At 66.1% G+C, this 23,992-nt stretch carries 25 protein-coding genes; 11 read left to right on the forward strand and 14 right to left on the reverse strand.

What is annotated here, in order from left to right; translation table 11 throughout:
• Position 1: 1 nt before the first annotated feature.
• From ACP69S_RS07285 to ACP69S_RS07310, 6 genes are all read right to left on the reverse strand, one after another.
• On the reverse strand, positions 2 to 295 hold the full coding sequence (locus tag ACP69S_RS07285) for a UvrB/UvrC motif-containing protein (protein WP_425995906.1): 294 nt from the start codon (positions 293 to 295) through the stop codon (positions 2 to 4).
• Positions 296 to 341: 46 nt separating this feature from the next.
• Positions 342 to 1,400 carry a Leu/Phe/Val dehydrogenase gene (locus tag ACP69S_RS07290; protein ID WP_425995907.1) on the reverse strand — a complete coding sequence of 353 codons (1,059 nt, stop codon included), beginning with the start codon at positions 1,398 to 1,400 and terminating at the stop codon, positions 342 to 344.
• Positions 1,401 to 1,459: 59 nt separating this feature from the next.
• On the reverse strand, positions 1,460 to 2,506 hold the full coding sequence (locus tag ACP69S_RS07295; protein WP_425995908.1) for a lysophospholipase: 1,047 nt from the start codon (positions 2,504 to 2,506) through the stop codon (positions 1,460 to 1,462).
• The gene (locus tag ACP69S_RS07300; protein WP_425995909.1) at positions 2,503 to 3,084 is read right to left on the reverse strand and encodes a uracil-DNA glycosylase family protein; all 582 of its coding nucleotides are present in this window, start codon (positions 3,082 to 3,084) and stop codon (positions 2,503 to 2,505) included. Before ACP69S_RS07300 ends, ACP69S_RS07295 begins: the two co-directional genes overlap by 4 nt.
• Before the next feature lie 56 nt (positions 3,085 to 3,140).
• Positions 3,141 to 3,773 (reverse strand): glutathione S-transferase family protein, encoded by a 633-nt coding sequence (locus ACP69S_RS07305; RefSeq protein ID WP_425995910.1) that lies wholly within the window; start codon positions 3,771 to 3,773, stop codon positions 3,141 to 3,143.
• 170 nt (positions 3,774 to 3,943) lie between these two features.
• On the reverse strand, positions 3,944 to 4,246 hold the full coding sequence (locus ACP69S_RS07310) for a DUF3253 domain-containing protein (protein WP_425995911.1): 303 nt from the start codon (positions 4,244 to 4,246) through the stop codon (positions 3,944 to 3,946).
• Positions 4,247 to 4,349: 103 nt separating this feature from the next.
• Here ACP69S_RS07310 and ACP69S_RS07315 point away from each other — a divergent pair, with 103 nt between their 5' ends.
• Positions 4,350 to 4,802, forward strand: a complete 453-nt coding sequence (locus ACP69S_RS07315) for a PaaI family thioesterase (RefSeq protein WP_425995912.1) — start codon at positions 4,350 to 4,352, stop codon at positions 4,800 to 4,802.
• Between the two features lie 215 nt (positions 4,803 to 5,017).
• Here the strand turns inward: ACP69S_RS07315 and ACP69S_RS07320 are convergent, their stop codons facing one another.
• Positions 5,018 to 5,635, reverse strand: coding sequence for a glutathione S-transferase family protein (locus ACP69S_RS07320; RefSeq protein ID WP_425995913.1), 618 nt, complete (start codon positions 5,633 to 5,635; stop codon positions 5,018 to 5,020).
• Between the two features lie 63 nt (positions 5,636 to 5,698).
• Positions 5,699 to 6,979, reverse strand: a complete 1,281-nt coding sequence (locus ACP69S_RS07325; RefSeq protein ID WP_425995914.1) for a NupC/NupG family nucleoside CNT transporter — start codon at positions 6,977 to 6,979, stop codon at positions 5,699 to 5,701.
• A gap of 267 nt (positions 6,980 to 7,246) precedes the next feature.
• Between ACP69S_RS07325 and ACP69S_RS07330 the strand changes: the two genes are divergently transcribed.
• From ACP69S_RS07330 to ACP69S_RS07350, 5 genes are all read left to right on the forward strand, one after another.
• Positions 7,247 to 8,455, forward strand: coding sequence for an ABC transporter permease (locus tag ACP69S_RS07330; RefSeq protein ID WP_425995915.1), 1,209 nt, complete (start codon positions 7,247 to 7,249; stop codon positions 8,453 to 8,455).
• Positions 8,452 to 9,201 (forward strand): ABC transporter ATP-binding protein, encoded by a 750-nt coding sequence (locus ACP69S_RS07335; RefSeq protein WP_425995916.1) that lies wholly within the window; start codon positions 8,452 to 8,454, stop codon positions 9,199 to 9,201. The genes ACP69S_RS07330 and ACP69S_RS07335 overlap by 4 nt, the downstream gene beginning before the upstream one ends.
• Before the next feature lie 18 nt (positions 9,202 to 9,219).
• Positions 9,220 to 10,224: an HlyD family secretion protein gene (locus tag ACP69S_RS07340; protein ID WP_425995917.1), complete on the forward strand. Its 1,005-nt coding sequence runs from the start codon at positions 9,220 to 9,222 to the stop codon at positions 10,222 to 10,224.
• A gap of 183 nt (positions 10,225 to 10,407) precedes the next feature.
• Positions 10,408 to 11,313 carry an SDR family NAD(P)-dependent oxidoreductase gene (locus ACP69S_RS07345; RefSeq protein WP_425995918.1) on the forward strand — a complete coding sequence of 302 codons (906 nt, stop codon included), beginning with the start codon at positions 10,408 to 10,410 and terminating at the stop codon, positions 11,311 to 11,313.
• A gap of 276 nt (positions 11,314 to 11,589) precedes the next feature.
• Entirely contained in the window at positions 11,590 to 12,843 is a 1,254-nt protein-coding gene (locus tag ACP69S_RS07350; protein ID WP_425995919.1) for an outer membrane protein transport protein, read from the forward strand.
• A gap of 55 nt (positions 12,844 to 12,898) precedes the next feature.
• On the opposite strand, the gene ACP69S_RS07355 is transcribed toward ACP69S_RS07350, so the two are convergent.
• The gene (locus ACP69S_RS07355; protein ID WP_425995920.1) at positions 12,899 to 14,011 is read right to left on the reverse strand and encodes an Mrp/NBP35 family ATP-binding protein; all 1,113 of its coding nucleotides are present in this window, start codon (positions 14,009 to 14,011) and stop codon (positions 12,899 to 12,901) included.
• A gap of 237 nt (positions 14,012 to 14,248) precedes the next feature.
• Here ACP69S_RS07355 and hflK point away from each other — a divergent pair, with 237 nt between their 5' ends.
• The 3 genes from hflK to ACP69S_RS07370 are packed head-to-tail and all read left to right on the forward strand — an operon-like array spanning position 14,249 to position 17,147.
• Complete coding sequence (gene hflK / locus ACP69S_RS07360; protein ID WP_425995921.1) at positions 14,249 to 15,205, forward strand: FtsH protease activity modulator HflK; 957 nt, start codon at positions 14,249 to 14,251, stop codon at positions 15,203 to 15,205.
• Positions 15,202 to 16,053, forward strand: coding sequence for a protease modulator HflC (gene hflC / locus ACP69S_RS07365; RefSeq protein WP_425995922.1), 852 nt, complete (start codon positions 15,202 to 15,204; stop codon positions 16,051 to 16,053). Before hflK ends, hflC begins: the two co-directional genes overlap by 4 nt.
• A 53-nt stretch (positions 16,054 to 16,106) precedes the next feature.
• A complete protein-coding gene (locus ACP69S_RS07370) occupies positions 16,107 to 17,147 on the forward strand; it encodes a purine nucleoside permease (RefSeq protein ID WP_425995923.1) in 1,041 nt (346 codons plus the stop codon).
• Between the two features lie 149 nt (positions 17,148 to 17,296).
• On the opposite strand, the gene ACP69S_RS07375 is transcribed toward ACP69S_RS07370, so the two are convergent.
• Together ACP69S_RS07375 and ACP69S_RS07380 are read right to left on the reverse strand one after the other, a co-directional pair.
• Complete coding sequence (locus ACP69S_RS07375; protein ID WP_425995924.1) at positions 17,297 to 17,806, reverse strand: group I truncated hemoglobin; 510 nt, start codon at positions 17,804 to 17,806, stop codon at positions 17,297 to 17,299.
• 11 nt (positions 17,807 to 17,817) lie between these two features.
• Positions 17,818 to 18,708 carry a DUF3034 family protein gene (locus tag ACP69S_RS07380; RefSeq protein WP_425995925.1) on the reverse strand — a complete coding sequence of 297 codons (891 nt, stop codon included), beginning with the start codon at positions 18,706 to 18,708 and terminating at the stop codon, positions 17,818 to 17,820.
• Between the two features lie 173 nt (positions 18,709 to 18,881).
• On the opposite strand from ACP69S_RS07380, the gene ACP69S_RS07385 reads away from it, so the two are divergent.
• The gene (locus ACP69S_RS07385; RefSeq protein ID WP_425995926.1) at positions 18,882 to 19,502 is read left to right on the forward strand and encodes a methylamine utilization protein; all 621 of its coding nucleotides are present in this window, start codon (positions 18,882 to 18,884) and stop codon (positions 19,500 to 19,502) included.
• An 8-nt stretch (positions 19,503 to 19,510) separates the two neighbouring features.
• Entirely contained in the window at positions 19,511 to 21,859 is a 2,349-nt protein-coding gene (locus ACP69S_RS07390) for an EAL domain-containing protein (RefSeq protein WP_425995927.1), read from the forward strand.
• Between the two features lie 76 nt (positions 21,860 to 21,935).
• Here ACP69S_RS07390 and ACP69S_RS07395 read toward each other — a convergent pair whose 3' ends face one another.
• From ACP69S_RS07395 to ACP69S_RS07405, 3 genes are read right to left on the reverse strand one after another with little or no spacing between them, the layout of a single operon-like run.
• Complete coding sequence (locus ACP69S_RS07395; RefSeq protein WP_425995928.1) at positions 21,936 to 22,601, reverse strand: HAD family hydrolase; 666 nt, start codon at positions 22,599 to 22,601, stop codon at positions 21,936 to 21,938.
• Positions 22,598 to 23,467: a phosphoserine phosphatase SerB gene (serB, locus tag ACP69S_RS07400; RefSeq protein WP_425995929.1), complete on the reverse strand. Its 870-nt coding sequence runs from the start codon at positions 23,465 to 23,467 to the stop codon at positions 22,598 to 22,600. Before serB ends, ACP69S_RS07395 begins: the two co-directional genes overlap by 4 nt.
• A gap of 46 nt (positions 23,468 to 23,513) precedes the next feature.
• The gene (locus ACP69S_RS07405; RefSeq protein ID WP_425995930.1) at positions 23,514 to 23,969 is read right to left on the reverse strand and encodes a hypothetical protein; all 456 of its coding nucleotides are present in this window, start codon (positions 23,967 to 23,969) and stop codon (positions 23,514 to 23,516) included.
• Positions 23,970 to 23,992: the final 23 nt, after the last annotated feature.

Raw genomic sequence — 23,992 nt, forward strand, 5'->3', positions numbered from 1 at the left:
TTCAGGTCTTGCGACGGCCGCCGCGCGAGTGGCCGGTGGTCATAGGGTCGGGCTTTTTAGGCGGAACCCAGTCCTCGGGCGGCGCATAGACCTGCTGGTCGGTGCCCAAACCCATCTTTCCCGGAACCTGTCGCTGAAAGTACGACGCCTGCGGGGCTTCCCCGACGCCCCGTACGAGATTGCCGTGGCGCACGCTCTCGATCTGGTCGCGCAGCTTGCCCGCCGTCTCAAAATCCTCGGCGGCGACCGCCTCTTCCATCTGTTGTTTCAGGTCGTCGAGATGGGTGTTGGGCATGGCGCGCTCCCTGTGGCGCAGGGAGAACGCGCGACCGCGCCGAAAGTCAGCGCGCCTCCGCGATGCGCGCCCGGGCGATCTCGTCGGCCACCAGATTGGCGGGACGCTTTTCGGCGATGGACTGGTCGATGACCTCGCCCAAGGTCTGGGCCAGGCGGTCCAGCTTTGTCGCCACCCACTGGCCGTCGAACGAACCGCCGGCTTCCAGCGCCCGGATCTCGGCTGCGACATTAATGATGCCGCCGCCGTTGATGACGTAGTCCGGGGCGTAGAGGATGCCGCGATCGAACACGGCTTGGCCGATCATCGCGTCGGCCAGCTGGTTGTTGGCGCCGCCGGCGATCACCTTGACCTTCAGGCGCGGCAGGGTCGCGGCCGAGATCGCGCCGCCCAGGGCGCAGGGCGCAAAGACGTCGGCCTCGACATCGAATATGGCGTCGGTCGAGACGATGGTCGCGCCGGTCCTGGCGGCCACCTCGTTCAGAGCCGTCTGATTGACGTCGGCAATGGTCAGGATGGCTCCGGCCGCATGCAGCTTCTCGGCCAGATAGGCGCCGACATGGCCCACACCCTGGATCGCCACGCGGACGCCCGTCAGGTCGCGCTGCAGAGCTCGCTCGACGCACAGGCGCACGCCGCGAAACACGCCCTCGGCGGTAACCGGCGAAGGATCGCCCGAGGCGGCCGCGTGGCCCTCCAGACCTGCGACATAGCGCGTGGTCTTGCGGGTGCTTTCGAGATCCGAAGGCGAGACGCCGACGTCCTCGGCGGTCCAGTATTTGCCGTTCAGGCTGTCGACGGCTCGGCCAAAGGCTTCGAACAGGGCCGGTGTCTTCTGGCTGCGGCTGTCGCCGATGATCACGGCCTTGCCACCGCCAAACGCCAGGTCAGCCATGGCGTTCTTGTACGACATGCCGCGCGACAGACGCAGGGCGTCAGTCAGGGCGGCTTCGCTGCTGGTGTAGTCCCACATCCGGCAACCACCGGCGGCCGGGCCGCGCGCGGTGGAATGAATGGCGATGATCGACTTCAGACCGGTTTTTTCGTCGAAGAAGGAATGGACGCCTTCATGTCCCTCGAAATCGGGGGAATCGAACAAGGTCATGCCGCAGGTCTCGCCTCAGACAGAAGAATGCGCCGGGGTGTACGCTCCCGCGCCCAAGCTCACAAGCCCGAAGACCTGGCGCTTGCCTTGCTTGGCGGCTTCGGGGCCAAGGCCTCCATAACCTTCACCTTAGGCGGGATCGGCGGGGAGCCCGAGGGCCACGGCGCGGCGGGGTCGTGCATGAAGCTCACGGCGTCGCGCCAGACGGCCTCGGCTTGCTGGTCCACCAGCAGCAGATGCCAGCCCTTGGCGTAGCAGGCCGTTCGGTCGCCGGGCTTCAGCTTGGCCGCCGCCTCGACCGTCGGCGCCTTGGGAATGATGTGGTCGTTGACGCCGTAGAACCAGGCTGTGGGGACCACCAGCTTGTCGGTCGAGCGCCACGCCTTCTCCATCAGACCGACCAGACCATAGATGGTGTCGGACCGCGCGCCCCAGATCATCAGCGGGTCTTTGCCCATGCGGCGCAGCTCGTCGATATTGTCGCTGGGCATGACCTTGCGGACCAGCCAGTCTGGCGGCTCGACCACCCAGCCGCCGACCATGTGGGCGGTGACCCACAGGCTGGCGCGATTGGGCAAAGGCTGTTCCGACCAGCCCCAGACGGCGGGCGCGAACAGCATCAGGCGATCGACCACCGGCGGGTCGGGGTCGGTCATGGCGGCGATGGCCAGGCCCCCGCCCATGCTGATCCCCGCCAGGGCGACCTTGGCGTTCGGGTGCCGCTCGCGGACCAGGGCCACACAAGCGCGGATATCCTCGACCACAATGCCGACCGGGGCCCAGACGCCGCGTTCGGGCGAGCGACCAAAGCCGCGCACATCGAAAGCGTAGGTGGCGATTCCCTGCCCGGCCCACCAGTCAGCGGCCAAGTGATAGGCGTTGGAATAGTCGTTCATGCCGTGCAGGCCGATGATCACCCACTCTGGCTCGCCCGCCGGCAGCCAGCGCTTGAGGCCCAGTCGCGCGCCGTCGAAGCTGACGAAGTCGTCGCCCTCGAAGCGCGGCCCGCGAAAGCCCAGCGGCCCCAGGTCCAGTTTCTGGGTGAGGGGCGCGCAGCCGCTCAAGGCGGCGGCGGACGCGGTGAAGATCAGGCTCCGGCGGTTCATGTTCCGAGAATGCCCGCCACACGCTGGCGAAGATAGGGCGCCACCTCTTCCTCGAACCACGGGTTGCGCTTCAGCCAGGCTGTGTTGCGCCACGACGGATGCGGCATGGGCAGGACATCGGGACCGACGGTGCGCCAGGCTGCGACGGTGTCGGTCATGGTCTTGCCCACGCGGTCGCCCAGCGCCCAGGCCTGGGCGTAGCTTCCGACCAGCAGGGTCAGCTCGACGTTCGGCAGTTGCTCCAGCAGTTGCGGCCGCCACAACGCAGCGCAGCGCGGCGGGGGCGGATAGTCGCCGCCCTTCGGGTTGGTGCCCGGAAAGCAGAAGGCCATGGCCGCGACGCCGATCTCGGGCCGGCCATAGAAGGTCTCGCGGTCGATCCCCATCCACTTGCGCAGTCGCACCCCCGATGGATCGTTGAACGGCAGGCCGGTCTCGTGGACGAGGCGTCCCGGAGCCTGGCCGCAGATCAGGATTCGGGTCTCGGGCCGCACCCGCACCACGGGCCGGGGCATATGCGGCAAATACGGCGAGCAGGCTCGGCAGGCGGCGATATCGGCAAGGACGGTGTCGAGCATCGCGACAATCTAGGGCGCGGCGGCGCTTATCCAAGCGTCGCCGCGCCTATTGCGGTCTATCCGCCCAGGAAAGCCCGTTCCTTGGCGACCACCGTCTCGAACGACGGCCGGGCCAGGATGGCGTCGGCCCACGCCTTGGCCTTGGGCCAGCGGGCGAAGTCGAAGCTCGTATGGATCAGGTTGGCGAACGGACTGGCCACAGCGATGTCGGCCAGGGTCAGGCGGTCCTCGATCAGGAAGCCGCTCGCAGGCGCGATCTTTTCCAGATAGTCCAGCACCGGCGGCACCTCTTCCTTCTCGGCTTTGTCAGCAGCGGCCAGATCGCCCTCGACCCCCATGAAGCGTGGGCCGACGATCCTGTTGAAGAATATCTTGCCGGCCGCCGCCACGAAGATGGTGTCGGAAAATTCCTCGAACCAGATCGTCCTGGCGCGGGCCTTGGGCTCCACGGGGATCAGGTTTGGATCAGGGTGGGCTGCTTCCAGATAGGTGACGATGGCGGTCGAGTCGGAGATTCTGAAATCGCCGTCCTGGAAGCCTGGGATCTTCTTGAACGGGCTGCTTTCCAGGAACTCGGGATCGGTCGAGCCCGGCCGGCCAACCTTGTTCTCGAAGGCCAGCCCCTTCTCGGTGGCGAAGGCCATGGTCTTGCGCACGAACGGCGACAGCGACGAGCCGTGGATGATCATTGGTGAACTCCCTGATGTTGGGGCGCATAAGTTCACTGATTAAGTTTCGTTTCAAGACCCAGTCATGTCGGCTTGACGTCGAAGCTTGCGTGCCCCCGCGTGCGGCTGGCGGCGCCGGAAAATGTCGACGCGCAGATCTCGGCCGGGATCAGGAAGGCCTGGGAAGGCGCCTAGATCTCGTCGTCCGCGCCATCATCTTCGACCGCCGTCTCGAAGCTGGTCGGGTCGCCCGGCAGGCGGGTGCGAATGCGATAGACACCGCGGAATTTCTCGGGATCAACCGGCTTGTTGTGACGCAGGATCACGATGGTCCCGGCGCGGGCCAGCTCGATGGCGTTGTTGCGCACGTGGCCCAGGATCTGCTGCCAGCGCTCGGGCTGCACCGCCTTGGCGACATTCATCGGGTCGATGGACTTGCCTTCTGGCAGGCCCGCCAGTTGGGAAAGGATGGTCTCTTGGATCGGGATCGTCATGGGCGCTCCCATGCCACGGATTGTCAGCAGAGGCGAGAGTCCGGCTTGCGCGCCTTTCGACCCTGCCCTAGCTGAACAGCGATAATAACGAGGGGACAGAGCCATGGATGGCGGAAACGACGCACCGAGCGGACCGCGACTGGTCGAGACCGGCGACTGGGCTGGCTGGCGCACATGGTCGGGCATGGACCCCTATGAAGACCAGTCCGGGCCGTTCTATTTCAAGGAAGACGACGCCGGCCGGGTGACCACCGCCTTTCGCGCCGAGAAGAAACACATGAATGGCGGCGGCTTCATGCACGGCGGCTGCATGATGACCTTCGCCGACTTCTCGCTGTTTGCGATCTCGTGGAAGGAACTGGGCGCCTTGCACGCGGTGACCGTCAGCCTGAACGGCGAGTTCCTGGGTCCGGCGCGGCCGGGTGATCTGGTCACGGCGACGGGTGAGGTCACGAAGGCCGGCGGGTCGCTGCTGTTCGTGCGCGGGCTGGTCTCGACGGGGAGCTCGCCGATGCTGAACTTCTCGGGTGTGATCAAGAAGATCCGGTCGCGCTAATTCAGATCCTCCCCCTAGTGGGCAGAGCTATCGCATATGGAATGCGGGCGAAAAAAGCTGTCATCCCGGACAACCCCGGCGAAAGCCGGGGGCAGATCCGGGACCGCCGGAAGCGCTGAGTTCAGGCGTCGGTCCCGGATTGGCGCGCTGCGCGCTTGTCCGGGATGACAACCGTTTTTGGTCATAGGCGATAGCCCTGCCTTCAGGCGGAGGATTTAAACCCCCGCCGTCGCCGCCGGCCGCTCCATCATCCCCTTAAGCCAGCGCCCCACGTTCACCAGCTCGGCGTCCGGCCGAAACCGAACCATCCGCGCGAAGTCGATGCCGGTGACCGCAAGGATGTCGGCGATCGTAACCCGGTCGGCCGCGATAAATTCGCTCTCGCCCAGTCGGCGGTCGAAGACCTTCAGCGCCCGCTCGGCGGACTTGCGGTTGGTCTCGGCGATCTCAGGCACCTGCGTCTCGATAGCCGCCAGCGCCGGATGCCCATGGCGCACAGCCATCATCAACGGGGTGGACACCAGCATTTCCGACCGACGTGTCCACATCTCGATCACGGCGATCTCGCGAGCGTCGTGGCCAAACAGGTTGGGCTCGGGATAGACGCTTTCCAGATAGCGGCAGATGGCTACCGACTCGGTGATCGTGGTCTTCGCGTCGATCTCCAGCGCCGGGACGTTGGGCAGCCCCGCCTTGGCCAGGTAGTCGGGGCTGCGATGCTGGCCGCCAAAGATGTCGATGTCGATGATCTCGACGTCTTCGATCCCCTTCTCGGCCATGAACCAGCGCACGCGACGCGGATTGGGCGCGCGGCGGCTGTCATAGAGCTTCATACGAAAATCCTCCCGGCTTTTGACCGGGAGGATGCGCGCCTTCCTCCAAGGAAAGGAAGAGACTTACAGCCCGAACAGCGCTCGGGGCATCAGGCCGATCAGCGAACCGGTCAGGCAGGTGGCCAGGAAGCCGGCGATCATCGCCTTCCAGACCAGGCCCAGCACCTCTTGCCGGCGCTCGGGCACCAACACGCTGAAGCCGGCCACGTTCATGCCGACCGAGCCGATATTGGCGAAGCCGCACAGGGCGTAGGTCATGATCATCCGGGTCCGCTCGTCCAGCAGAGCAGTGTCCATCTTCGACATCTGGATGAAGGCGGTGAACTCGGTGAGGATCAGCTTCACCCCCAGCAGGCCGCCAGCGCTGCCAGCTTCGTTCCAAGGAATGCCCATCGACCAGGCCAACGGCGCGAAGACCACGCCCAGACCACGTGCGATGCTCAGCGGTTGGCCGCCGACGTCGGGCAAGGCGCCCAGGGTCTTGTCGACCATTGTGGCCAGGGCCACGAAGACGATCAGAGTCGCGCCAATGTTGAGGGCGATCTGCAGACCGTCGGACGTACCCTTCATCACCGCATCGATGGCGCTGCCATAGGTCTTGTCCTCGGTGTTTAGATCCAGATCGGAGACCTTTTCCATCGGATCGGCGGGCACGATGATCCGGGCCAGCAGCACGCCGGCCGGAGCCGAGATCAGCGACGCGGTCAGCACGTGGGCGGCGGCGTTGGGCAGTACGTCGGCCAGGATAGTGGCGTAGGCCACCATGGTCGAGCCGGAGACGCAGGCCATGCCGACAGCGATCAGCATGAAGAGTTCCGACCGGGAGAGCTTGTCCAGATAGGCTCGGATGAAGATCGGCCCCTCAACCTGACCCATGAAGATGGTGGCGGCGGTGGCCAGGGCCGGCGGGCCGCGCAGACCCAGGGTCTTCTGGAACAGGAAGCCAAAGCCCTGCGCCGCCCATTTGAGGATCTTCCAGTGCCACAGCAGCGCCGACAGGGCGCAGACCACCAGGATCACCGGCAGGACACGGAAGGCGAAGATGAAACCCGCGCCCGGATTGCTGACCGGATAGGGCTGATCGCCACCGGCCAGAAAGCCGAAGATGAACGTCGTGCCGGCCTGGGTCGAGGACGACAGCCCCTCCACCGCGCCATTGACGCCGCGCAGCATCGCTTGGGCCTGAGGCAGGCCAAACAGCAGCAACACCAGGCCCACCTGGACGATGATCGCGCCTATGGCCAGCAGCCAGGGGAAGCGCTTCCGATTTTCAGAGATCAACCAACACAGGGCGAGGGTGAGCGCCACGCCCGCGAGGGCTTGAACGTTCTCGGGACGAAACATCAAGACGGAAGAACCTTTGAACTAGGCGACGCCCCCGCGACGTCGGCTAAGGGGCGAGATTGACACCAAGTTTACCGTTGGAGGCAAGCGGCTTGCGCGTGTGCGCGCCACGGGACGGGTTTTATGCCGCCCATGCGACAGAACGACTCTCCGCCTCGGCATCCCGCGCGCTCGGTCAGCCCCGAGGCTCGCCTTACCCCGATTTAACTTGGCCGCTAGTCGAACGCCGGTCATTGCTGCAACCCTCGATTGGGGAGCATTGTTCGCATGTCGCTGGCCTTGGCCACCTTGCTTTACGAGTGGCGTCGATACATGGCGGCCGTTGTCGCCTTGGCGTTCTCCGGTCTTCTGGTGCTGGCGCAGGTCGGCATGTTCGTCGGCATCGGCAAGGGCTTCACAGCCCAGATCGACCGTGCCCGCGCCGACATCATGGTGCTGGGTCCCGGCGCCAAGGCCCTGTTCGGCGGCCCGTCCGGCCTGCCGCGCCGTATGATCCCCCTAGTCTACAGCCATCCGGAAGTCGTGCAGGTGGCCCCGCTCGACGGTTCGGGCGGCCGTTTCCAGAACATCCTCTCCCCGGAGGAGCAGGCCAAGATCGAGGCCCGCACCAAGGCCGCCGCCAAAGGCGGCAAGAAGGCTGGCGGCGAAGGGGGCGGACGCAAGACCGAGTTCGTCAACGTCACCGTGATCGACGCCATTCCCGGCTATGTCACCGTGCCAACCGACTATACCCAGTCGATGATTGAGGCGCTGCGCCAGCCCTACGCCGTAGCCGTTGATCAGACTGCGCTGAAGCGCCTGGGCGTCAAGAAGGGCGACAAGGCGATCTACAACGGCAAGACTATCACGATCGCCGTGGTGACCACCGGCTATCCCAACATCATTCAGCCCACCCTGGTGATGTCGCGCGACACCCTGCGGATGCTGGGCGAGGCAGACGCCGGCCAGCGCGTGGGGCCCCTCATGGTGCAGATTCGCGACCCGGCCCGCGCCGAGATCGTGGCGGCGCAACTTAACAAGAAAGCAGACGGCAAGTTCCGCGCCTGGACCCGTCAGGAACTGGCCGACGCCAATTCCAGCGCCATGCTGGATGACCAGATCATCGGCATCATGCTGGGCTTCTCGGCGTTTCTCGGCCTGCTGATCGGCGTCGCTATCACCTGGCAGACCCTGCGGGGCGCGATCATGGCCAATATCAAGGAGTTCGCCAGCTTGCGCGCCCTTGGCGTATCGATGGGCGACCTGCGCAACATCGTGATGGAGCTGAGCTTCTGGGTTGGCATCGTAGGCGTCGGTGCGGCGGGCCTGCTGACCTGGCTGGTCACGCTGCTGGCCACCGCCGGCGGCGTGCCGATGTTCTTCCCGCCAAGCCTGATCATCATCGTCGCCGTCTTCCTGGTGATCATCGCCATGCTCTCCGGCTTTCTGTCGCTGGGCATCCTGAAGAACAGCCAACCCGCGGACCTGCTGCGATGAGCAACGATCACAGCCACAAGCGCGGGCAGAGCGCTCTTTCGGCCCAAGGCATCGTCAAACGGTTCAAGACCGGCCGCACCTATATCGAAGTACTCAAGGGCGTGGACTTCGACGCCAAGCACGGCGACGTGACCATGGTCATGGGCCCCTCGGGCTCAGGCAAGTCGACCCTAGTGGCGGCGTTGTCGGGCCTGCTCAAGCCCGACGAGGGCAAGGTCACCGCACTGGAAGCCAACGACCTGTGGGCGCTGACGCCCGGTAGGATCGATAAGTTCCGCCTCGATCATTGCGGCTTCATCTTCCAGGGCTTCAACCTGTTTCCCGCCCTCACCGCCAAGCAGCAGGTGATGGCTGTCCTGAAGTATCAGAACGTCGGCCCCGGCGAGGCGTCGCGCCGCGCCCAGGCGGCGCTGGAGTCGGTGGGCCTGGGTCCGCGCGTCAACCAGCGTCCCTCGGAGCTTTCGGGCGGCGAGAAGCAGCGGGTGGCCATCGCCCGCGCGCTCGCCAAGAACCCCAACCTGATCTTCGCCGACGAGCCGACCTCGGCCCTCGACGGCAAGAGCGGTGAAACCGTCATCAGGCTCCTGCGCGCCGCCGCGACCGAGCGCGGCGCGGCGGTGATCTGCGTCACCCACGACCCGCGGTTGGAGGCCTATGCCGACCGCGTCATCCACATCGAAGACGGCCGGATCCTGGACGACGTGCGTAGAACGCCCGACGCCAACCCCGCGCCGCTCAGCCACTGACTTTTTGGGGAAACCGATATGTTCGGCTTTTTGCGCCGCCCGATGTTCTGGATCACCGTCGTCGTCATCGCCCTCGGCGCTGGCGGGTTCTTCTACATGAAGGGCCAGGCGGCTGAGAAAAAGAAGAAGCTCGAAGTGGCGGCGGCTCAGGAAGAGCCCTCCCCCTACGCCGCCATCGCCAACGGCAAAGCCGACGTTGAGGGCGGCATCATCCAAGTCGCCGCCCGCCGCGGCGGCGTGGTCGAGGCCGTTTATGTCCAGGAAGGCGAAGTGGTCGTGAAAGACCAGATCCTGGCCCGCCAGCAAAGCGACGAGGGCCGGCTGGCCGTCGAGCGCGCCTCGGCCGAAGTCGCCCAGGCCCGCGCTTCCCAGCACGCCACCCGCGTCCAGCTGGCCACCGCCCAGCGCGAGCATGCTCGCCTGAGCAAGCTTACCGCCAGCAACTTTGTGGCCGGCTTGCGCGTCGATGCCGCCCGCGACGCCATCGACCAGGCGCGCGCCACCCTGGCCGCCCAGCAGGCGCAGGTCGCCACCGCCGTGGCGCGCAAGAACGAGGCCCAGTACAACCTCGAACTGACGGTGATCCGCGCCCCGATGAATGGCCGCATCGCCCGCCGCTACGCCAATCCCGGCGCCGGCGCCTCGACCCTGAATGTCTCCAACATGTTCGACCTCGAACCCGACACCCAGCGCATCGTACGGGCCGAGATCGTCGAGGCCGACATCCCCAATGTCACCGACAATCAGGAAGTCGAGATCCAGCCCGAGGGCGATCCGGACAAGGTCTATCTTGGTCGCGTTCTGCGCCGCGCCGCCGTGTTCGGGGCCCGCAAGCTGGCCTCCGACGATCCCAGCCAGCGCAGCGACGAGCGCGTGGTCGAGGTGGTGGTCAGCGCCGACGGGGCCCCGCTGCTGGTCGGCCAGCGCGTGCTGGTCAAGTTCATGAAGCCCGGAAAGAAGGCTGGCGTGAAGCGGGACAAGCCGACATCGCCCGTCGGCGGCGGCATGACCAAGCCGAAGTAGCCACAACTGTCATCCCGGGCGTGGCGCAGCGAAGACCCGGGACCGCCACAAACGAAAGCGCTTCCGGCGGTCCCGGCTCGGCGCGCTACGCGCTTGGCCGGGATGACAAAACTGCATTGACGCCTCCCCTCCCGCGCCGCACAAACGCGCCAAACCAAACACGCGTTTGAGGGAGACTAGGGCATGTCGGACATCCGTTTTGACGGCAAGGTGGCGATCGTTACGGGCGCGGGCGGCGGCCTGGGTCGACAGCACGCCCTGGAACTGGCCCGTCGCGGCGCCAAGGTCGTGGTCAACGATCTGGGCGGCAGCGTCGACGGTTCGGGCGGCTCGTCCGACGCGGCCCTGAAGGTGGTTGAAGAGATCAAGGCGGCCGGCGGCGAGGCGATCGCCCATGGCGGCTCGGTGACTGACGACGCCGGCGTCGCAGCCATGGTCAAGACCACCATGGAGACCTGGGGCCGCATCGACATTCTGATCGCCAACGCCGGGATCCTGCGCGACAAGACCCTGACCAAGATGGAACTGGCCGACTTCGAGCTGGTCATGCAGGTCCACGTCTTCGGCACCTTCAAGCCGATCAAGGCCGTCTGGGACATCATGAAGGCCCAGAACTACGGCCGCATCGTCGTGACCACCTCGTCATCGGGCATGTACGGCAATTTCGGCCAGTCAAACTATGGCGCGGCCAAGATGGCGGTGCTGGGCCTGATGAACACCCTCAAGCTGGAGGGCCAGAAGAACAACATCCACATCAACGCCATCAGCCCGGTCGCCGCCACGCGCATGACCGAAGGCCTGATGCCCCCCGAGGTTCTGGCCAAGCTGGCGCCCGAGGCCGTGACCCCCGGCGTCGTCTATCTGGTCTCCGACGAGGCCCCGACCGGCGCGATCCTGACCGCCGGCGCAGGCGCCTTCGCCCTGTCGCGCATCTACGAGACCGAAGGCGTCTATCTCGGCGAAAGCGAGCTGTCGGCCGAAGGCATCCGCGACCATTGGGGCCAGATCACCGCCGAAGACGGCCAAAAGGCCTATTTCAACGGCGGCGAACAGGGCCAGAAGTTCTTCCGCAAGATGGCGGGCGGCTAGAGATAGTCTTGTAATGAAAGCGCCCCGTTGCGGGCCACATTCTCACCATTACTGACATAACAGCGATTAAACGGGGCCATATCGGCCCCGTTTCTTTGACTGCTTGTATAAAATGCACCGCGCAATCGAGAAATAGCAACGGTTTCTGACTAAATCCGTTAGACGCGGCGCTCCTCCAGCGCCGCAAGACGCTTGGGGACTTCTCCTCCCCAAGAAGGTCTCGTCAGTCCCACGTCTTTTTCGCGTAACCACCTCGCCGTCGGCGTGGCTTTTGGCGTGCTTATCGCCGCCTCCCAAGCCTCCGCTTCGGCCTTTTATCTTCAAGAGCAATCGGTGCGCGGCGCGGGCCGGGCCTATTCGGGCGAAGTCGCCGATCGCGGCGCCGCCAGCCTGTGGTGGAACCCCGCATCGATCGCCGGCCTGGAAACCAACGAAGTCTATGGCGGCCTGCACGCCATCCAAGTCGATTCCGACGTCAATGACAGCGGTTCGACAATCACCCGCCCCGTGCAGCCCACCGGCCTGACCACCCCTGTCGGCGGCGACCCGCGCGCCTCGAAGCCGATCAATGACGGGATCGTTCCCAACTTCGCCAGCGCCTGGCGGATGAACGACCAGCTGACCTTCGGCTTGTCCGTCGCCGCGCCCTACAACTTCACCACCGAATACAGCCCGCGCAGCTGGACCCGCTACGACGCCCTCAAGTCGCGCCTGACCACGGCAGACATCCAGGGCACGGTAGCCTTCCGCGTCAATGAAAAGCTGGACCTCGGCGCCGGTGTCAGCGCCGTCTATGCCGACGCGGAACTGACCAACGCCCTGCCCAACATCTCGCCCCTGCAGCCCGACGGCCATCAGTCGCTGAAGGGCGACGGCTGGGCCTACGGCTGGACGGTCGGCGCGCAGTACCGCCCCACCCCGGCCCTGACCCTCGGCGCCAGCTATCGCGCCAAGGTCGAGCAGACCCTGAAGGGTGAGATTGCCGTATCGGGCCTGTTGGCCCCGATCCCCGCCGCCAGCAACTTCAAGACCGCCGGCGAGGCCAAGATCACCACCCCGTGGATGGCCATCGTCGGCGCGCGCTGGGCGGTCACTGACCGTGTTACCCTGAACGGCTCGGTCAGCCGCATCGGCTGGAGCGAGTTCGACGCGATCCGCGTCAAGTACGCCTCGGCCAACTCGATCAGCGTCCAGGACTACAAGGACATCACCACCGCCGCCGTTGGCGTCGACTACCAGGCCAGCCCGCGCCTGACCCTGCGAACCGGCGCGCAGTACGACCCGACCCCGACCCCGGACATCGGCCGCACCGCCCGCGTGCCGGACGGCGACCGCATGATGTACGCGGCCGGCGCGACCTGGGCGGCCAAGCCGAACCTGATGCTTGACGCGGCGATCAGCTACATCGGCTTTGAGGATACCAAGATCAATCGCGACGACGTGACCGCGACCAGCTCGACCGTCCGCCTGCGCGGCGACGTGACCGGCTCGGCCGTCGTGATGTCGACGGGCGTTCGCTACAGCTTCTAGGGCTGGCGAAATCAGAACTGCAGAGGCCGTCCGGGAGACCCGGGCGGCCTTTTTGCTAGGCCTTCAGCCTGGCCCAAAGCGTCTGGGCCGCGCCAGCGAACGCCTTGGACGCAACGCTCTCCGGCCTGCCCAGCACCACCGGAACCCCGCCGTCGCCGCCTTCGCGGACGGCCAGTTCGATGGGGACCTCGGCCAGCACCGGTACGCCCAGACTCCTGGCCTCGGCCACCCCGCCGCCCGATCCAAAGATCGGGATCGGCGCGCCGGTGGTCGGGTCGGCGAAGAAGGCCATGTTCTCGATCAGGCCCAGGATGGGGGTTGCGGTCTTGCCGAACATTACCGCCGCGCGGCGGGCGTCGATCAGGGCGATTTCCTGGGGCGTGGTGACCAACACTACGCCGTCGATGCGCAGCTTCTGCACGAGGGTCAGTTGCACGTCGCCCGTGCCCGGCGGCAGGTCGACGACCAGCACGTCAAGGGGCGCGGTCTCCGAGCCCCAGGCGACGTCGTGGATCATTTGGCGCACCGCCGACGAAGCCATTGGCCCGCGCCAGATCATCGCCTTGCCTTCATCGACCAGGAATCCGATCGACATGATCTTGATGCCATGGGCTTCCAGCGGCTGCAGCTTGCCGTCCTCGAAGCTGGGCTCGCCATCAACGCCCATCATACGTGGGGCCGAGGGACCGTAGATGTCGGCGTCCAGCAGGCCGACCTTCAGACCCATCGCCTGAAAGGCGCAGGCCAGGTTCGTCGCGACCGTGGACTTGCCAACCCCGCCCTTGCCCGAGGCCACGGCGATCACATGGCGAACGTGGGCGGGCTTTTCGGCTTCCGGCGGCGGGACCATGCGGGCCTGGGGATCTTCGCTCACCCGCGCGCCCTTGCGCACCCGGGTCGCGCCCTCTACAGCCTGGGTGGTCAGGACCACTTGGGCGACGTCGATCCCCGGCAAGGCGCCCAGCGCCTTTTCGGCGGCCTCGCGGACTGGCGCATAGGCGGCGGCGTTGGCGGCGGGGACTTCCAGCATGAAGCCGGCGCGACCGTTGCGCACGACCAGGCCCTGCACCAGTCCAGCGCAGACCAGGCCCTGTCCGGTCACCGGATCGACGATGCGATCCAGGGCCGCGCGGGCGTCGTAGAGGGTTGTAGAAGCGGCGGCGGTCACGTCTATGTCTTGCCTTGTTGGGTTGGCGTCCTCATATCCCCGTGTGGGGGACGATTTACAATCCCCGCTGAAAATCATAAAGCCGACGGGAAGACGACGCCGCTCATGCCGTGGAACGACAATGCTGGCCCTGGTCCCTGGGGTTCTCCGCCGCCGAGCGGCGACAAGGACAATGCCTCTCGCCCCGGTCCAAGGCGACCAACCGGCGGTCCGCGCGATCCCCAGACGCCCATTGACGTGAACCAGTTGATCGAGGACCTGACCGACCGTCTGCGTCGCTACTTCCAGGGCCCCGATCGTCCCCGCGCCATCGCGACGGCGGCTGGCGCTGTCGTCGCGCTCTGGGCCGTGACCGGCGTCTATGTCGTGCAGCCCAATCAGCAAGGCGTGGTCAGTACCTTCGGCGCCTTTTCGCGCGTGGCCAACCCGGGCTTGCGCTACCACCTGCCCTTCCCTCTCGAAACCGTGGAAAAGGTCTCCGTCAGCGAGATCCGCACCACCGACATCGGCGGCTCGGGCACGGACGGCGGCGAAGAGCGCCTGATGCTGACCAGCGACGAGAATATCGTCGACCTGGCCTTTTCGGTGCAGTGGCGGGTGTCCGACGCACCCAAGTACCTGTTCAATATCCGCGACCCCGACAGCGTGATCCGCGCCGTGGGCGAAAGCGCCATGCGTGAGGTGGTCGGCAAGACCGCCCTCACCCCGATCCTGACCACCGGTCGCGGCCAGCTTCAGCTTGAGGCCGAGCGCCTGACGCAGCAGATTCTGGATCGCTATGACGCCGGCGTTTTCGTCGAAAGCGTGCAGATCCAGACGGCCACCCCGCCGCCGCCGGTCATCGACGCCTTCCGCGACGTGCAGCGCGCCAGCCAGAACGCCCAGTCGGCCGCCAACGTCGCGCGCGGCCAGAGCGCCCAGATCGTGCAGCAGGCCAAGGGCTATCGCGAGCAGGTCGTGCGCGAGGCGGCCGGTGAAGCCGCCCGCTTCAACCAGATCTACGACCAGTACAAGCTGGCCCCGGCCGTGACCCGCGAGCGTCTCTATATCGAGACTATGCAGCGCGTTCTGGCCAATTCGAACAAGGTCATCATCGACAACAAGGGCGCCAGCGCCCCGGTGATCCTGCCCCCGGACGCGTTCCGTCCGAGGACCGCCACCGTGGTCAAGTCCATCGACGGAGCCGTCCAATGATCCGTCCGCAAAATCGTCTAGCCGCCATCGGCGTCGCCGCCGGCGCCCTGCTCGTCCTGCTGGGCTCGACCGTCTATCAGGTCGATCAGCGCCACCAGGCCCTGGTCATCCGCTTCGGCGACCCGATCCGCGTGGTCCGCACGGCGGGCCTGCATCTGAAGGCGCCGTTCCTGGATCGCGTGGTCAAGTTCGACAACCGCAACATCGCCCTGAATGCCGACCAGGAAGAAGTGATCGCCGCCGATCAGGAGCGCCTGGTCGTCGACGCCTTCGTCCGCTATCGGATCAGCGACCCGCGCCAGTTCTACAAGACCCTGGGCGACGAGACGAAGGCCAAGGACCGGCTGGAGCGCATCGTCAACGCTTCGCTGCGCCAGACCATCGGCCGGGCCAATTCCGAGGAAGTGATCGCCGGCAAGCGCGCCGTGGTCATGGCCGCCATCCGCGACGAGGTCGGCCGCCAAGTGAAGGCTTCCGATCTCGGCGTCCAGATCATCGATGTGCGCATTCGCCGCGCCGATCTGCCCGAGGCCAACCAGAAGGCGGTGTTCGAGCGCATGCAGACCGCTCGTCAGCAGGAAGCCGCCCAGCTGCGCGCAATCGGCGAGCAGCAGAAGCGCGAGATCGTGGCGACCGCCACCGAGGAAGGCGAGAAGATCCGGGGCGAGGGCGACGCCCGCCGCGCCGAACTGTTCGCGTCCAGCTTTGGCCGCGACCCCAACTTCGCGGCCTTCTACCGCTCGATGCAGGCCTATGAGGCGTCGCTTGGTCAGGGAGACGCCACCCTGGTGCTTTCACCCGACAGCGCCTTCTTCAAGTACTTCCAGCGCGGCCCGCAAGCGCAGTAAAGAACCAGGGCCGCGAGATTCTCTCGCGGCCCTTTTTCTGTCCGGGGAAGCCCATGCGCCATCTCGCGATCCTCGCCTGCCTGTTTGCCAGCCTGATGGCCGCGCCCGCCCTCGCCGCCCCCCTGGAAGTTCGAGTGGTGGTGGTGACCGCCTTCGAGATTGGCGAGGACACCGGCGACAAGGCCGGCGAGTTCCAGGCCTGGGCGCAGGTCATGCCGCAAAAGATCCCGTTCAAGACCGGCTTTCGCGACCTTCGCTACGACCCCACACGCAAGGTGCTGCTGCTCTCCACAAGCATGGGCACCAATCGCGCGGCGATCTCGACCATGGCGCTGGGCCTGGATCCGCGCTTCGACCTCTCCAAGGCCTACTGGCTGGTTGCGGCCATAGCCGGGGTCAACCCGAACCAGGGCTCGGTCGGCTCGGCCGCCTGGATCGGAGCGGTCATCGACAGCGACTTCGGCTACAATATCGATCCGCGCGAGATGCCGAAGACCTGGGCGATCGGCCAGATCCCTTTCCAACGCAAGGCTCCGTATGAGGGGCCGCCAGAGGCGGACAGCGAGAACCTCTTCCCGCTCAACATGGCCCTTCGCGACTGGGCCTTCGACCTGACCCGCGACGCGGCGATCCCCGACAACGAAGCCCTGAAGGCCCTGCGCGCGCCCTATATCGGCCTGCCCAAGGCCCAGACACCGCCGATGGTGCTGAAGGGCGACGAGGTCAGCGGCCAAGCCTTCTGGCATGGCGCGATCCTCAACCAGCACTACGAGGCGTGGGCCGACTACTGGACTGGCGACCGGGACGGCTTCGTGATGACTGGCATGGAAGACACCGGCGTCCTGGCCGCCATCGACGCCCTTGGCCGCGCGGGTCGCTCCGACCCTAGGCGTGTGCTGGTGCTGCGCACGGCCAGCAACTACACGACCCAGCCGCCCGGCGGCGATGCGGCGACCAACCTGCTGGGCGAGCACACCGGCGTGCCGGCCCTGCAGTCCTCGCTCGACGCGGCCTTCAAGGTCGGGGGTGTCGTGGTGAACGAGTTGGCGGGCAACTGGCCGCGATACGCGGAAACTGTTCCGGGAGCCAAGTAGCACCCCACCCCGCTCTTCCCGGCGAAAGCCGGGACGCAGATTCAGCCTGAGCGTCTGGGGATGACGCGCCGTTTGGTCTAGCAAAGGCGACAGCATTCCCCGGGGCTCGATCTGGACCCCGGCATTCGCCGGGGAGAGCGGTAATTGGATTACCGCTCGACCACGCCGCGCTGCATCGGAGCCAGCTTGGCCAGCAGCTTGTTCTGCGCGAAGAAAGGCACGCCTTCCTTCTCCATCGCCCATTGCAGGTTCTCGACCAGGGCGTTGAAGTCCTTGTTGGTGACGCCCATGTCCTTGTGCACCGACGCCATGTCGCGGCCGGTATAGGCGCAGCCACCGCCCAGCACGTAGCAGAACTGCTCGGCCAGTGTGCGCTTCAGGCGGGGCACGTCGGTGGTGGCGAAGACATCCTTGATGCGCGGATCGGCGAGGCTGCGATCGACCGTGTCGGCGGCGATCCGTGTCAGACCATCCTTGCCGTGAAACGCCCCGAAGACCTTGGTGTCGTCCATCGGCCTGGCGCCGGCGTTGGCGTTGGATTGCGCATAGGGATCGACCGGCTTCTCGCCGGGCGGTACGGGGTCCTGGGCCAGGGCGGCGCCGGTGAGACCGAGGGTGATGACGGCGGCCAGGGCCGCGCTCTTGGTGAAATGACGCATGATGCGCGCTCCTAGAAGCCAGCCTGCAGCGAGATATAGACCCCGCGCTGATCCTTGAACGTGGCGATGTCGCCCAGATCGACATAGGCGGCCGTCACCGACACCGTCCTGTTGATCGCGTAGGCGGCGAAGAGGTCGACCCAGTCGTCCTCCTTGGCGAAGCCCAGATTGCTGGGCTTGGTGCGGTACTCGGCGCCGACAGCCAGGCGTTTGCTGAGCAGCAGGCCGGCCGAGCCCTCGAACTGGGCCTTGTAGCTGTCGTTCTTGTCGCCGCCGAAGCCCAGCAGGCCGGTCTGGTTGGCCTTGGTCAGACGCACAGCGCCGCTCAGCACCAGACTGTGGTCGAGCAGAAGCTTGGTGGCGGCCACGTAGTAGTCCACGCCGCTGTCCTTCTTGCCGCCGACAGCGCGGACGATGGCGCCCTGATTGTTCTTCTTGTACTGCGCGCCGACCGAGACCTGCGGAACCCAACTGTCCTGCTCGTAGACAACGTCGCCCAGCACCCGCAGCTTTGCGCCGACGATGTCCTGTTTGAAGGTGAAGCCCTTGCCCAGGCCTAGCTTGGCGCCCGTAGCGCCGGTGTCGAACTCCTGACGAGCGATCGACAGTTCGACCCTGTCGTGGAAGCCGATGGCGGCCCCCGCGGCGCGCAGCTTGTAGTCGGAGACATCGACATAGGTCGCATGGACCTTCCCGCCGACGCCACTATTGGTCTCGTTGCCGGCGATGACGCCCCAGGTCGCCAAACCTCCGCCCGCTCCGCCTTCCAGCGAACTGACGCCGCCGGTCAGCAGCAACTTGCCACCGGCGTCGATCTCCGCCGCGGCCGCGCCGCTCGCCCAGCCGAGCGTCCCGACCAGAACGGTCGCCAGGCCAAGAGTTCTCGCAAGGTGAAGCCGCATGTCGCCCCCGTCGCCGATCCGACGCGCGCCTGCCCGTCTCGATGTCCAGATCCAGAGGTTCGTTCAGAAGACTTTACAGAACCTTTCCAGGTTAACCGCATCAACACTTGAAATGCCGCGTTGCAACACTGATGTTAACGCCGATTTCATTTGAAAGCCGTTAGGTGTTCAGCATGAAACTCATCGCGGCACTTCTCATGGTTGCGCTGATGAGCGGCAGCGCCTTGGCGGGCAGCCTGACCGTCACCGTTCGCGGCGCGGACGGCAAGCCCGTTCCCGACGCGGTCGTGACGGTCAATCCAGATGGCCAACCCACGCGCGGACCGATCAAGTTCCCTTGGCCCTACCGCGTTCAGCAGCAGAACATCCAGTTTTCGCCCTTCGTGCTGATCGTGTCGGCAGGCGCCGAGGTGACTTTCCCCAACCTCGATAAGGTGCGCCACCACGTCTATTCGTTCTCGGCCGGCAACAAGTTCGAGCTGAAGCTCTACGGCCGCGAAGAGAACCGCACCGTCAAGCTGCCCGCCGTCGGCGTGGCCGCTATCGGCTGCAACATCCACGACCGGATGATCGGCTTCATCAAGGTGGTCGATACCGCCTATGCGGCCAAGAGCGACGCCTCGGGCGTGGCCGTCATCGCCGATTTGCCCGCCGGTCCTGTCGTGGTTCGCGTCTGGCATCCGTATCTGCGCGCGCCGGAGAATGAAAAGACTCTGCCCCTGACGTCCATGGGCGGCGCATCGGCGCGTGAAACCGTCACCATCGATCTGCGCGCGCCGACGGCGCACCATTGAGACCAGCCGTGTTCAACCGCCTTCAGACCAAGCTGACCGTTCTCTACGCCGGGCTCTTCGCCCTGGCGCTGAGCCTGGTCGCGGTGACGGTCTATCTGGCCATCGCCGGCAACGCCCAGCAGACGGTGCGCAAGGGGCTGGCGGCCAGCGGCACGGTTTTCGACCGCGTCTGGGCCCTGCGCACCCAACGCCTGCGCGACGGCGCCGATCTGCTGTCGCGTGACTTCGGCTTCCGCGCCGCGGTCGCCACCCACGATGCGCCTACCGTCGAGTCCGCCGTCGCCAACCTGCGCCAGCGGCTGGGCCTGGACCTGGCTTTCGTGGTCGGGGTCGATGGCGACGTCGTGGGCGTCGATCCCGCCAAGCTGGACATCGAAAAGCTGTGGACGGCGCTCGACGCCGAGGACGGCGCTCTGGGCGTCTTCGTTATCGACAAGGCCCCCTATCAGGTGATCTCCGCCCCGATCATGGCCCCGACCCTGAACGGCTGGATCGTGTTCGCCGCCCGGCTGGACGACCGCGAAATGCGGGCGCTGGAACGCCTGTCGGCCATCAATCTCGACGCTCAGGTCTTCGACCGGCGGGGCGACAGGTGGATCACCACCGACACAGGCTTCGACCCCGAACGGATCGGCCTCTATGTCGATACGGCCCTGCGCGCCAAGGCCTACGAGCCCGGCCTGCTGAAAGCCGGCGGCGCGGACAACCTGGTGCTGGTCAAACCGCTCAAGTCCCTCAGCCATGACGGCGCGGCGGCGCTGGTCCTGCGCTATCCCATGGCCCAAGCCATGGCGCCCTATCGGCCCCTGTTCGCCGCCGTGATCATCGCCGGCCTGATCGGCGCAGCCCTGGTGGTCGCCGCCAGCTGGGCGCTGTCGCGGAGCTTGGCCCGCCCGATCGCCGCCCTTGACGACGCCGCCCGCCGCCTGCAGCGCGGCGAGGACGTTCATGTCGAGGTCCAGACCCACGACGAGATCGGCCGTCTGGCCGACAGCTTCAACCTGATGGCCTCGGAGATCCGCGATCGCGAAGCCAAGATGATCCATCAGGCCCTTCATGACGAAGAGACCGGCCTGCCCAACCGTCGGGCTCTCGAGCGCGAGATCACCGACCGTCTGGCCAAGGGCGCCGACGGCGAGCAGGTAATCATCAGCGCCGTGGGCCTGGACCGCTTCCCCTTCATGCGAGCGGCCATCGGCTATGGTCTGGCGACCCAGCTTATCGCCGATCTGGGCGAGCGGATCATGGCCATCAGCCCAGGCCTGCTGGTGGGACGCCTGACAACTTCGACCCTCTGTGTCGTCTCCGACGTTACCGACTTGGCCGCTCTGTTGCCGCTGATCGACCTGGTGGTGAATGACCTGGAACGGCCGATCCGGGTCGGCGGCGAACGGGTCGATGTCCACCTTAGCCACGGCTTGGCCGCCACCACCACCGCCGGCGGTCTGGATGCGCCGCGCCTGATCGAGCAGGCCCTGATCGCCCTGGACCAGGCCCGCGCCGCGAACCGCAAGGTGATGGTGTTCGACCCCGTGGCCTATGGCGATCCGGCGGGGAACCTCTCGCTGATGAGCGAGATGCTGGACGCGGTCGCCACTGGCGCCATGTTCCTCAACCACCAGCCGAAGCTCGATCTGCGCACCGGCCAGATCACCGGGGTCGAGGCCTTGGTCCGCTGGAACCACCCCACTCGCGGCCTGATGCGTCCGGACCTCTTCGTCGGCATGGCCGAGGAGACCGGCCACATCCGCGCCCTGACCGACTGCGTCCTGACCCAGGCCATCGCCGACCAGAAGGTCCTGCACGCGGCCGGTCACGACGTGCTGATGTCGGTCAACATTTCCGGCCGCCTGATCGATGATGCCGACTTCGCCGAACGCGCCATTGAGCAGGTGACCCGCGAGGGCGCACGCCTGTGTTTCGAGATCACCGAGACGGCCGTGATCGGTAACCCCGACGTGGCCCTGGGCGTGCTGGAACGCTTCGCCGCCGCCGGAATCCCGGTCTCGATCGACGACTACGGCTCGGGCCTGTCGTCCCTGGCCTATCTAAAACAGATCCGCGCGGACGAGCTGAAGATCGACAAGGCCTTTGTCATGTCGCTGCAGGCGAGCGGCAAGGACGCCCTTCTGGTCAAGTCCACGGTCGACCTGGCCCACAGCCTGGGCATGAAAGTCACTGCCGAAGGGGTCGAAACCCGCGAAGCCCTGGCCGTGCTGCAATTGATGGGCTGCGACCTTGCGCAGGGCTATCACATCGCCAAGCCGATGGGCCTGAGCCAACTGACCGAGTTCCTGGGCGGCTGGTCGATAGAGCTTCCGGCGCAGACGGAAGAGCAGACGGTTCGCACCGCTTGACCACGACAGGCTCACAGCTTCCGGCGGCCCCGGCTCGGCGCGCTTCGCGCTTGGCCGGGATGACAGCTCTAAAGGATCAGACTGACGCCTTCAGCAGGTCCAGCACCACGTGCAGGCTGTCGGCGATGTGGACGCACTTGTCGTGCATCTCTTCGTTCGGATCCAGGATGTCAGGCACCATCACCGTCATCATGCCGGCGGCATGGGCCGCGCGAACGCCGGGGTGGGAATCCTCCAGCGCAAGGCAGTGAGCGGGATCGACGCCGAGACGGCGAGCGGCTTCCAGATAGGGGTCGGGGTGCGGTTTGTGGCGAACGACGTCGGCATTGGCGACCACCGCGTTGAAGCGGCTCAGCAGGTCGAAGCGCCCCAGATACTTCTTGACCGACACCATGCCGTTGGAAGTAGCGATGGCGCGCGGCAGACCCAGGTCGTCCAGATAGTCCAGGATCTCGATGACGCCGGCCTTCAGCTTGGTCTCGGCTTCGAGCAGATCCTCGACGTCGCTCCAGACGCGCTCGAAATAGGCCTGGACCGGAAAGTCCTCGCCATAGAGATCGCGCAACAGGGTCGCGCTCTGAGGATTGGTCTTGCCAACGATCGAGGCATAGACCTCGCCGGTGAAACTGATGCCAAACATCGACCCGGCCTCGATCATGGCGGCGCGATAGACGATCTCGGTGTCCAGCAGCAGGCCGTCCATGTCGAAGACCACCGCCTCGACGCGGCGCGGGAAGCTCACGAGACGAACTCCAAAGCCACATAGCCCTGAAAGTAGAGCAAGGCCGTGAGATCGGCGTGATCGACCTTGGCGTGGGCCTGGGCCGCGACGATCGGCTTGGCGCGATAGGCGACGCCCAGGCCGGCGGCCTCGATCATCGCCAGGTCATTGGCGCCGTCACCGACCGCCAAGGCGTCGGCGGGCGTGAGGCCCAACAGGGAGGTCTCCTCGATCAGGGCGGCCAGCTTGGCCTCCTTGCCCAGGATCGGATCGCCGACCCGACCGGTCAGCTTGCCGTCAGCCTCGATCAGGGTGTTGGCGCGGTTGAGATGAAAGCCCGCCGCCTCGGCGACCCGGCTGGTGAAGAAGGTGAAGCCCCCCGACACCAAGGCGCAGCGCGCGCCGTGTTTGGCCATGGTCTTGACCAGGGTCTCGGCGCCAGGATTCAGCCGCACGCGGTCGTCGTAGCAGGACTGCAAGGCATCGACCGAAAGGCCGCTCAGCATGCCGACCCGCTCGCGCAGAGCGCCCTCAAAGGCAAGCTCGCCGCGCATGGCGCGTTCGGTGATCTCGGAGACCTGAGCCTTCACGCCGGCGAAGTCGGCCAGCTCGTCCAGGCATTCAACGTTGATGATCGTGGAATCCATGTCGGCGATCAGCAGGCGCTTCCTGCGGTTCTCGACGGCCTGAACGGCGAAATCGACGGGGAGACCCCGCAGGGCGGCCTCGATGACCGACTTGGTTGCTCCCGCCTCGCCTTCCGCAAAGAGGTCTAGCGCCCCGTCGCCCAGCACGGTTTCGGAGCCAACCGATAAGGCGGCGCGAACGGCGTCTCGCGCCGAGACAAGGGCGAGAGGGTCGGGCGTGACGAGCGTGATGCTGAGCATAACGCGCCGCTATTGGACCGCGCGCCTTGCGTCAACCTCGCACTGCTCAGGATCGCGGCGCGACCACCGCCGCGCAGCGGTTCAAAAGCGCCATGGCGCGCGCCTTGCCCTCTGAACCTCGATAATTTTTGACGCCTTGAAACGCCTTGGTCAGATAGCCCAGCGCTTGGCGGTGCGTGTCCGCTGGCGCCATGCCCTGGGCCGAAGCCTCGACCGCCGCTGCGTTGAACATGGTCGCACCGCTAGCGCCGAACATCCTCAGCATGGCAGACGCGCCTTCACTATTCCCGTTCACGCCCGGCGCCAGGGCGGGATAGGCTTTGATGATCTCGCTGGCGGACAAAAACATGAAACCGCACCCCAGCCGCTCCTCCAGGCTCGCGGTCGTCGCAGGCGCGGGCGCCGCGGATTGGGACTGAGCCCACGCGCCCGGCGCGGCGGTCAACACGACCGTCATCGCCATGGCGCCGACACCTTGTTTCATGGGATGTGTAAGCGTCATCGATCGTCCTCCCGCGAGACCAA

The organism is Caulobacter sp. DWR1-3-2b1, assembly GCF_049895765.1.
In the GTDB taxonomy this organism is placed as follows: domain Bacteria; phylum Pseudomonadota; class Alphaproteobacteria; order Caulobacterales; family Caulobacteraceae; genus Caulobacter.

Excerpts from the sequence above, each read along its gene's own strand:
- ACP69S_RS07285 (WP_425995906.1), bottom strand. The coding sequence starts at position 295 with ATGCCCAACACCCATCTCGACGACCTGAAACAACAGATGGAAGAGGCG.
- ACP69S_RS07290 (WP_425995907.1), bottom strand. The coding sequence starts at position 1,400 with ATGACCTTGTTCGATTCCCCCGATTTCGAGGGACATGAAGGCGTCCAT.
- ACP69S_RS07295 (WP_425995908.1), bottom strand. The coding sequence starts at position 2,506 with ATGAACCGCCGGAGCCTGATCTTCACCGCGTCCGCCGCCGCCTTGAGC.
- ACP69S_RS07300 (WP_425995909.1), bottom strand. The coding sequence starts at position 3,084 with ATGCTCGACACCGTCCTTGCCGATATCGCCGCCTGCCGAGCCTGCTCG.
- ACP69S_RS07305 (WP_425995910.1), bottom strand. The coding sequence starts at position 3,773 with ATGATCATCCACGGCTCGTCGCTGTCGCCGTTCGTGCGCAAGACCATG.
- ACP69S_RS07310 (WP_425995911.1), bottom strand. The coding sequence starts at position 4,246 with ATGACGATCCCGATCCAAGAGACCATCCTTTCCCAACTGGCGGGCCTG.
- ACP69S_RS07315 (WP_425995912.1), top strand. The coding sequence starts at position 4,350 with ATGGATGGCGGAAACGACGCACCGAGCGGACCGCGACTGGTCGAGACC.
- ACP69S_RS07320 (WP_425995913.1), bottom strand. The coding sequence starts at position 5,635 with ATGAAGCTCTATGACAGCCGCCGCGCGCCCAATCCGCGTCGCGTGCGC.
- ACP69S_RS07325 (WP_425995914.1), bottom strand. The coding sequence starts at position 6,979 with ATGTTTCGTCCCGAGAACGTTCAAGCCCTCGCGGGCGTGGCGCTCACC.
- ACP69S_RS07330 (WP_425995915.1), top strand. The coding sequence starts at position 7,247 with ATGTCGCTGGCCTTGGCCACCTTGCTTTACGAGTGGCGTCGATACATG.
- ACP69S_RS07335 (WP_425995916.1), top strand. The coding sequence starts at position 8,452 with ATGAGCAACGATCACAGCCACAAGCGCGGGCAGAGCGCTCTTTCGGCC.
- ACP69S_RS07340 (WP_425995917.1), top strand. The coding sequence starts at position 9,220 with ATGTTCGGCTTTTTGCGCCGCCCGATGTTCTGGATCACCGTCGTCGTC.
- ACP69S_RS07345 (WP_425995918.1), top strand. The coding sequence starts at position 10,408 with ATGTCGGACATCCGTTTTGACGGCAAGGTGGCGATCGTTACGGGCGCG.
- hflC (WP_425995922.1), top strand. The coding sequence starts at position 15,202 with ATGATCCGTCCGCAAAATCGTCTAGCCGCCATCGGCGTCGCCGCCGGC.
- ACP69S_RS07370 (WP_425995923.1), top strand. The coding sequence starts at position 16,107 with ATGCGCCATCTCGCGATCCTCGCCTGCCTGTTTGCCAGCCTGATGGCC.
- ACP69S_RS07375 (WP_425995924.1), bottom strand. The coding sequence starts at position 17,806 with ATGCGTCATTTCACCAAGAGCGCGGCCCTGGCCGCCGTCATCACCCTC.
- ACP69S_RS07380 (WP_425995925.1), bottom strand. The coding sequence starts at position 18,708 with ATGCGGCTTCACCTTGCGAGAACTCTTGGCCTGGCGACCGTTCTGGTC.
- ACP69S_RS07385 (WP_425995926.1), top strand. The coding sequence starts at position 18,882 with ATGAAACTCATCGCGGCACTTCTCATGGTTGCGCTGATGAGCGGCAGC.
- serB (WP_425995929.1), bottom strand. The coding sequence starts at position 23,467 with ATGCTCAGCATCACGCTCGTCACGCCCGACCCTCTCGCCCTTGTCTCG.
- ACP69S_RS07405 (WP_425995930.1), bottom strand. The coding sequence starts at position 23,969 with ATGACGCTTACACATCCCATGAAACAAGGTGTCGGCGCCATGGCGATG.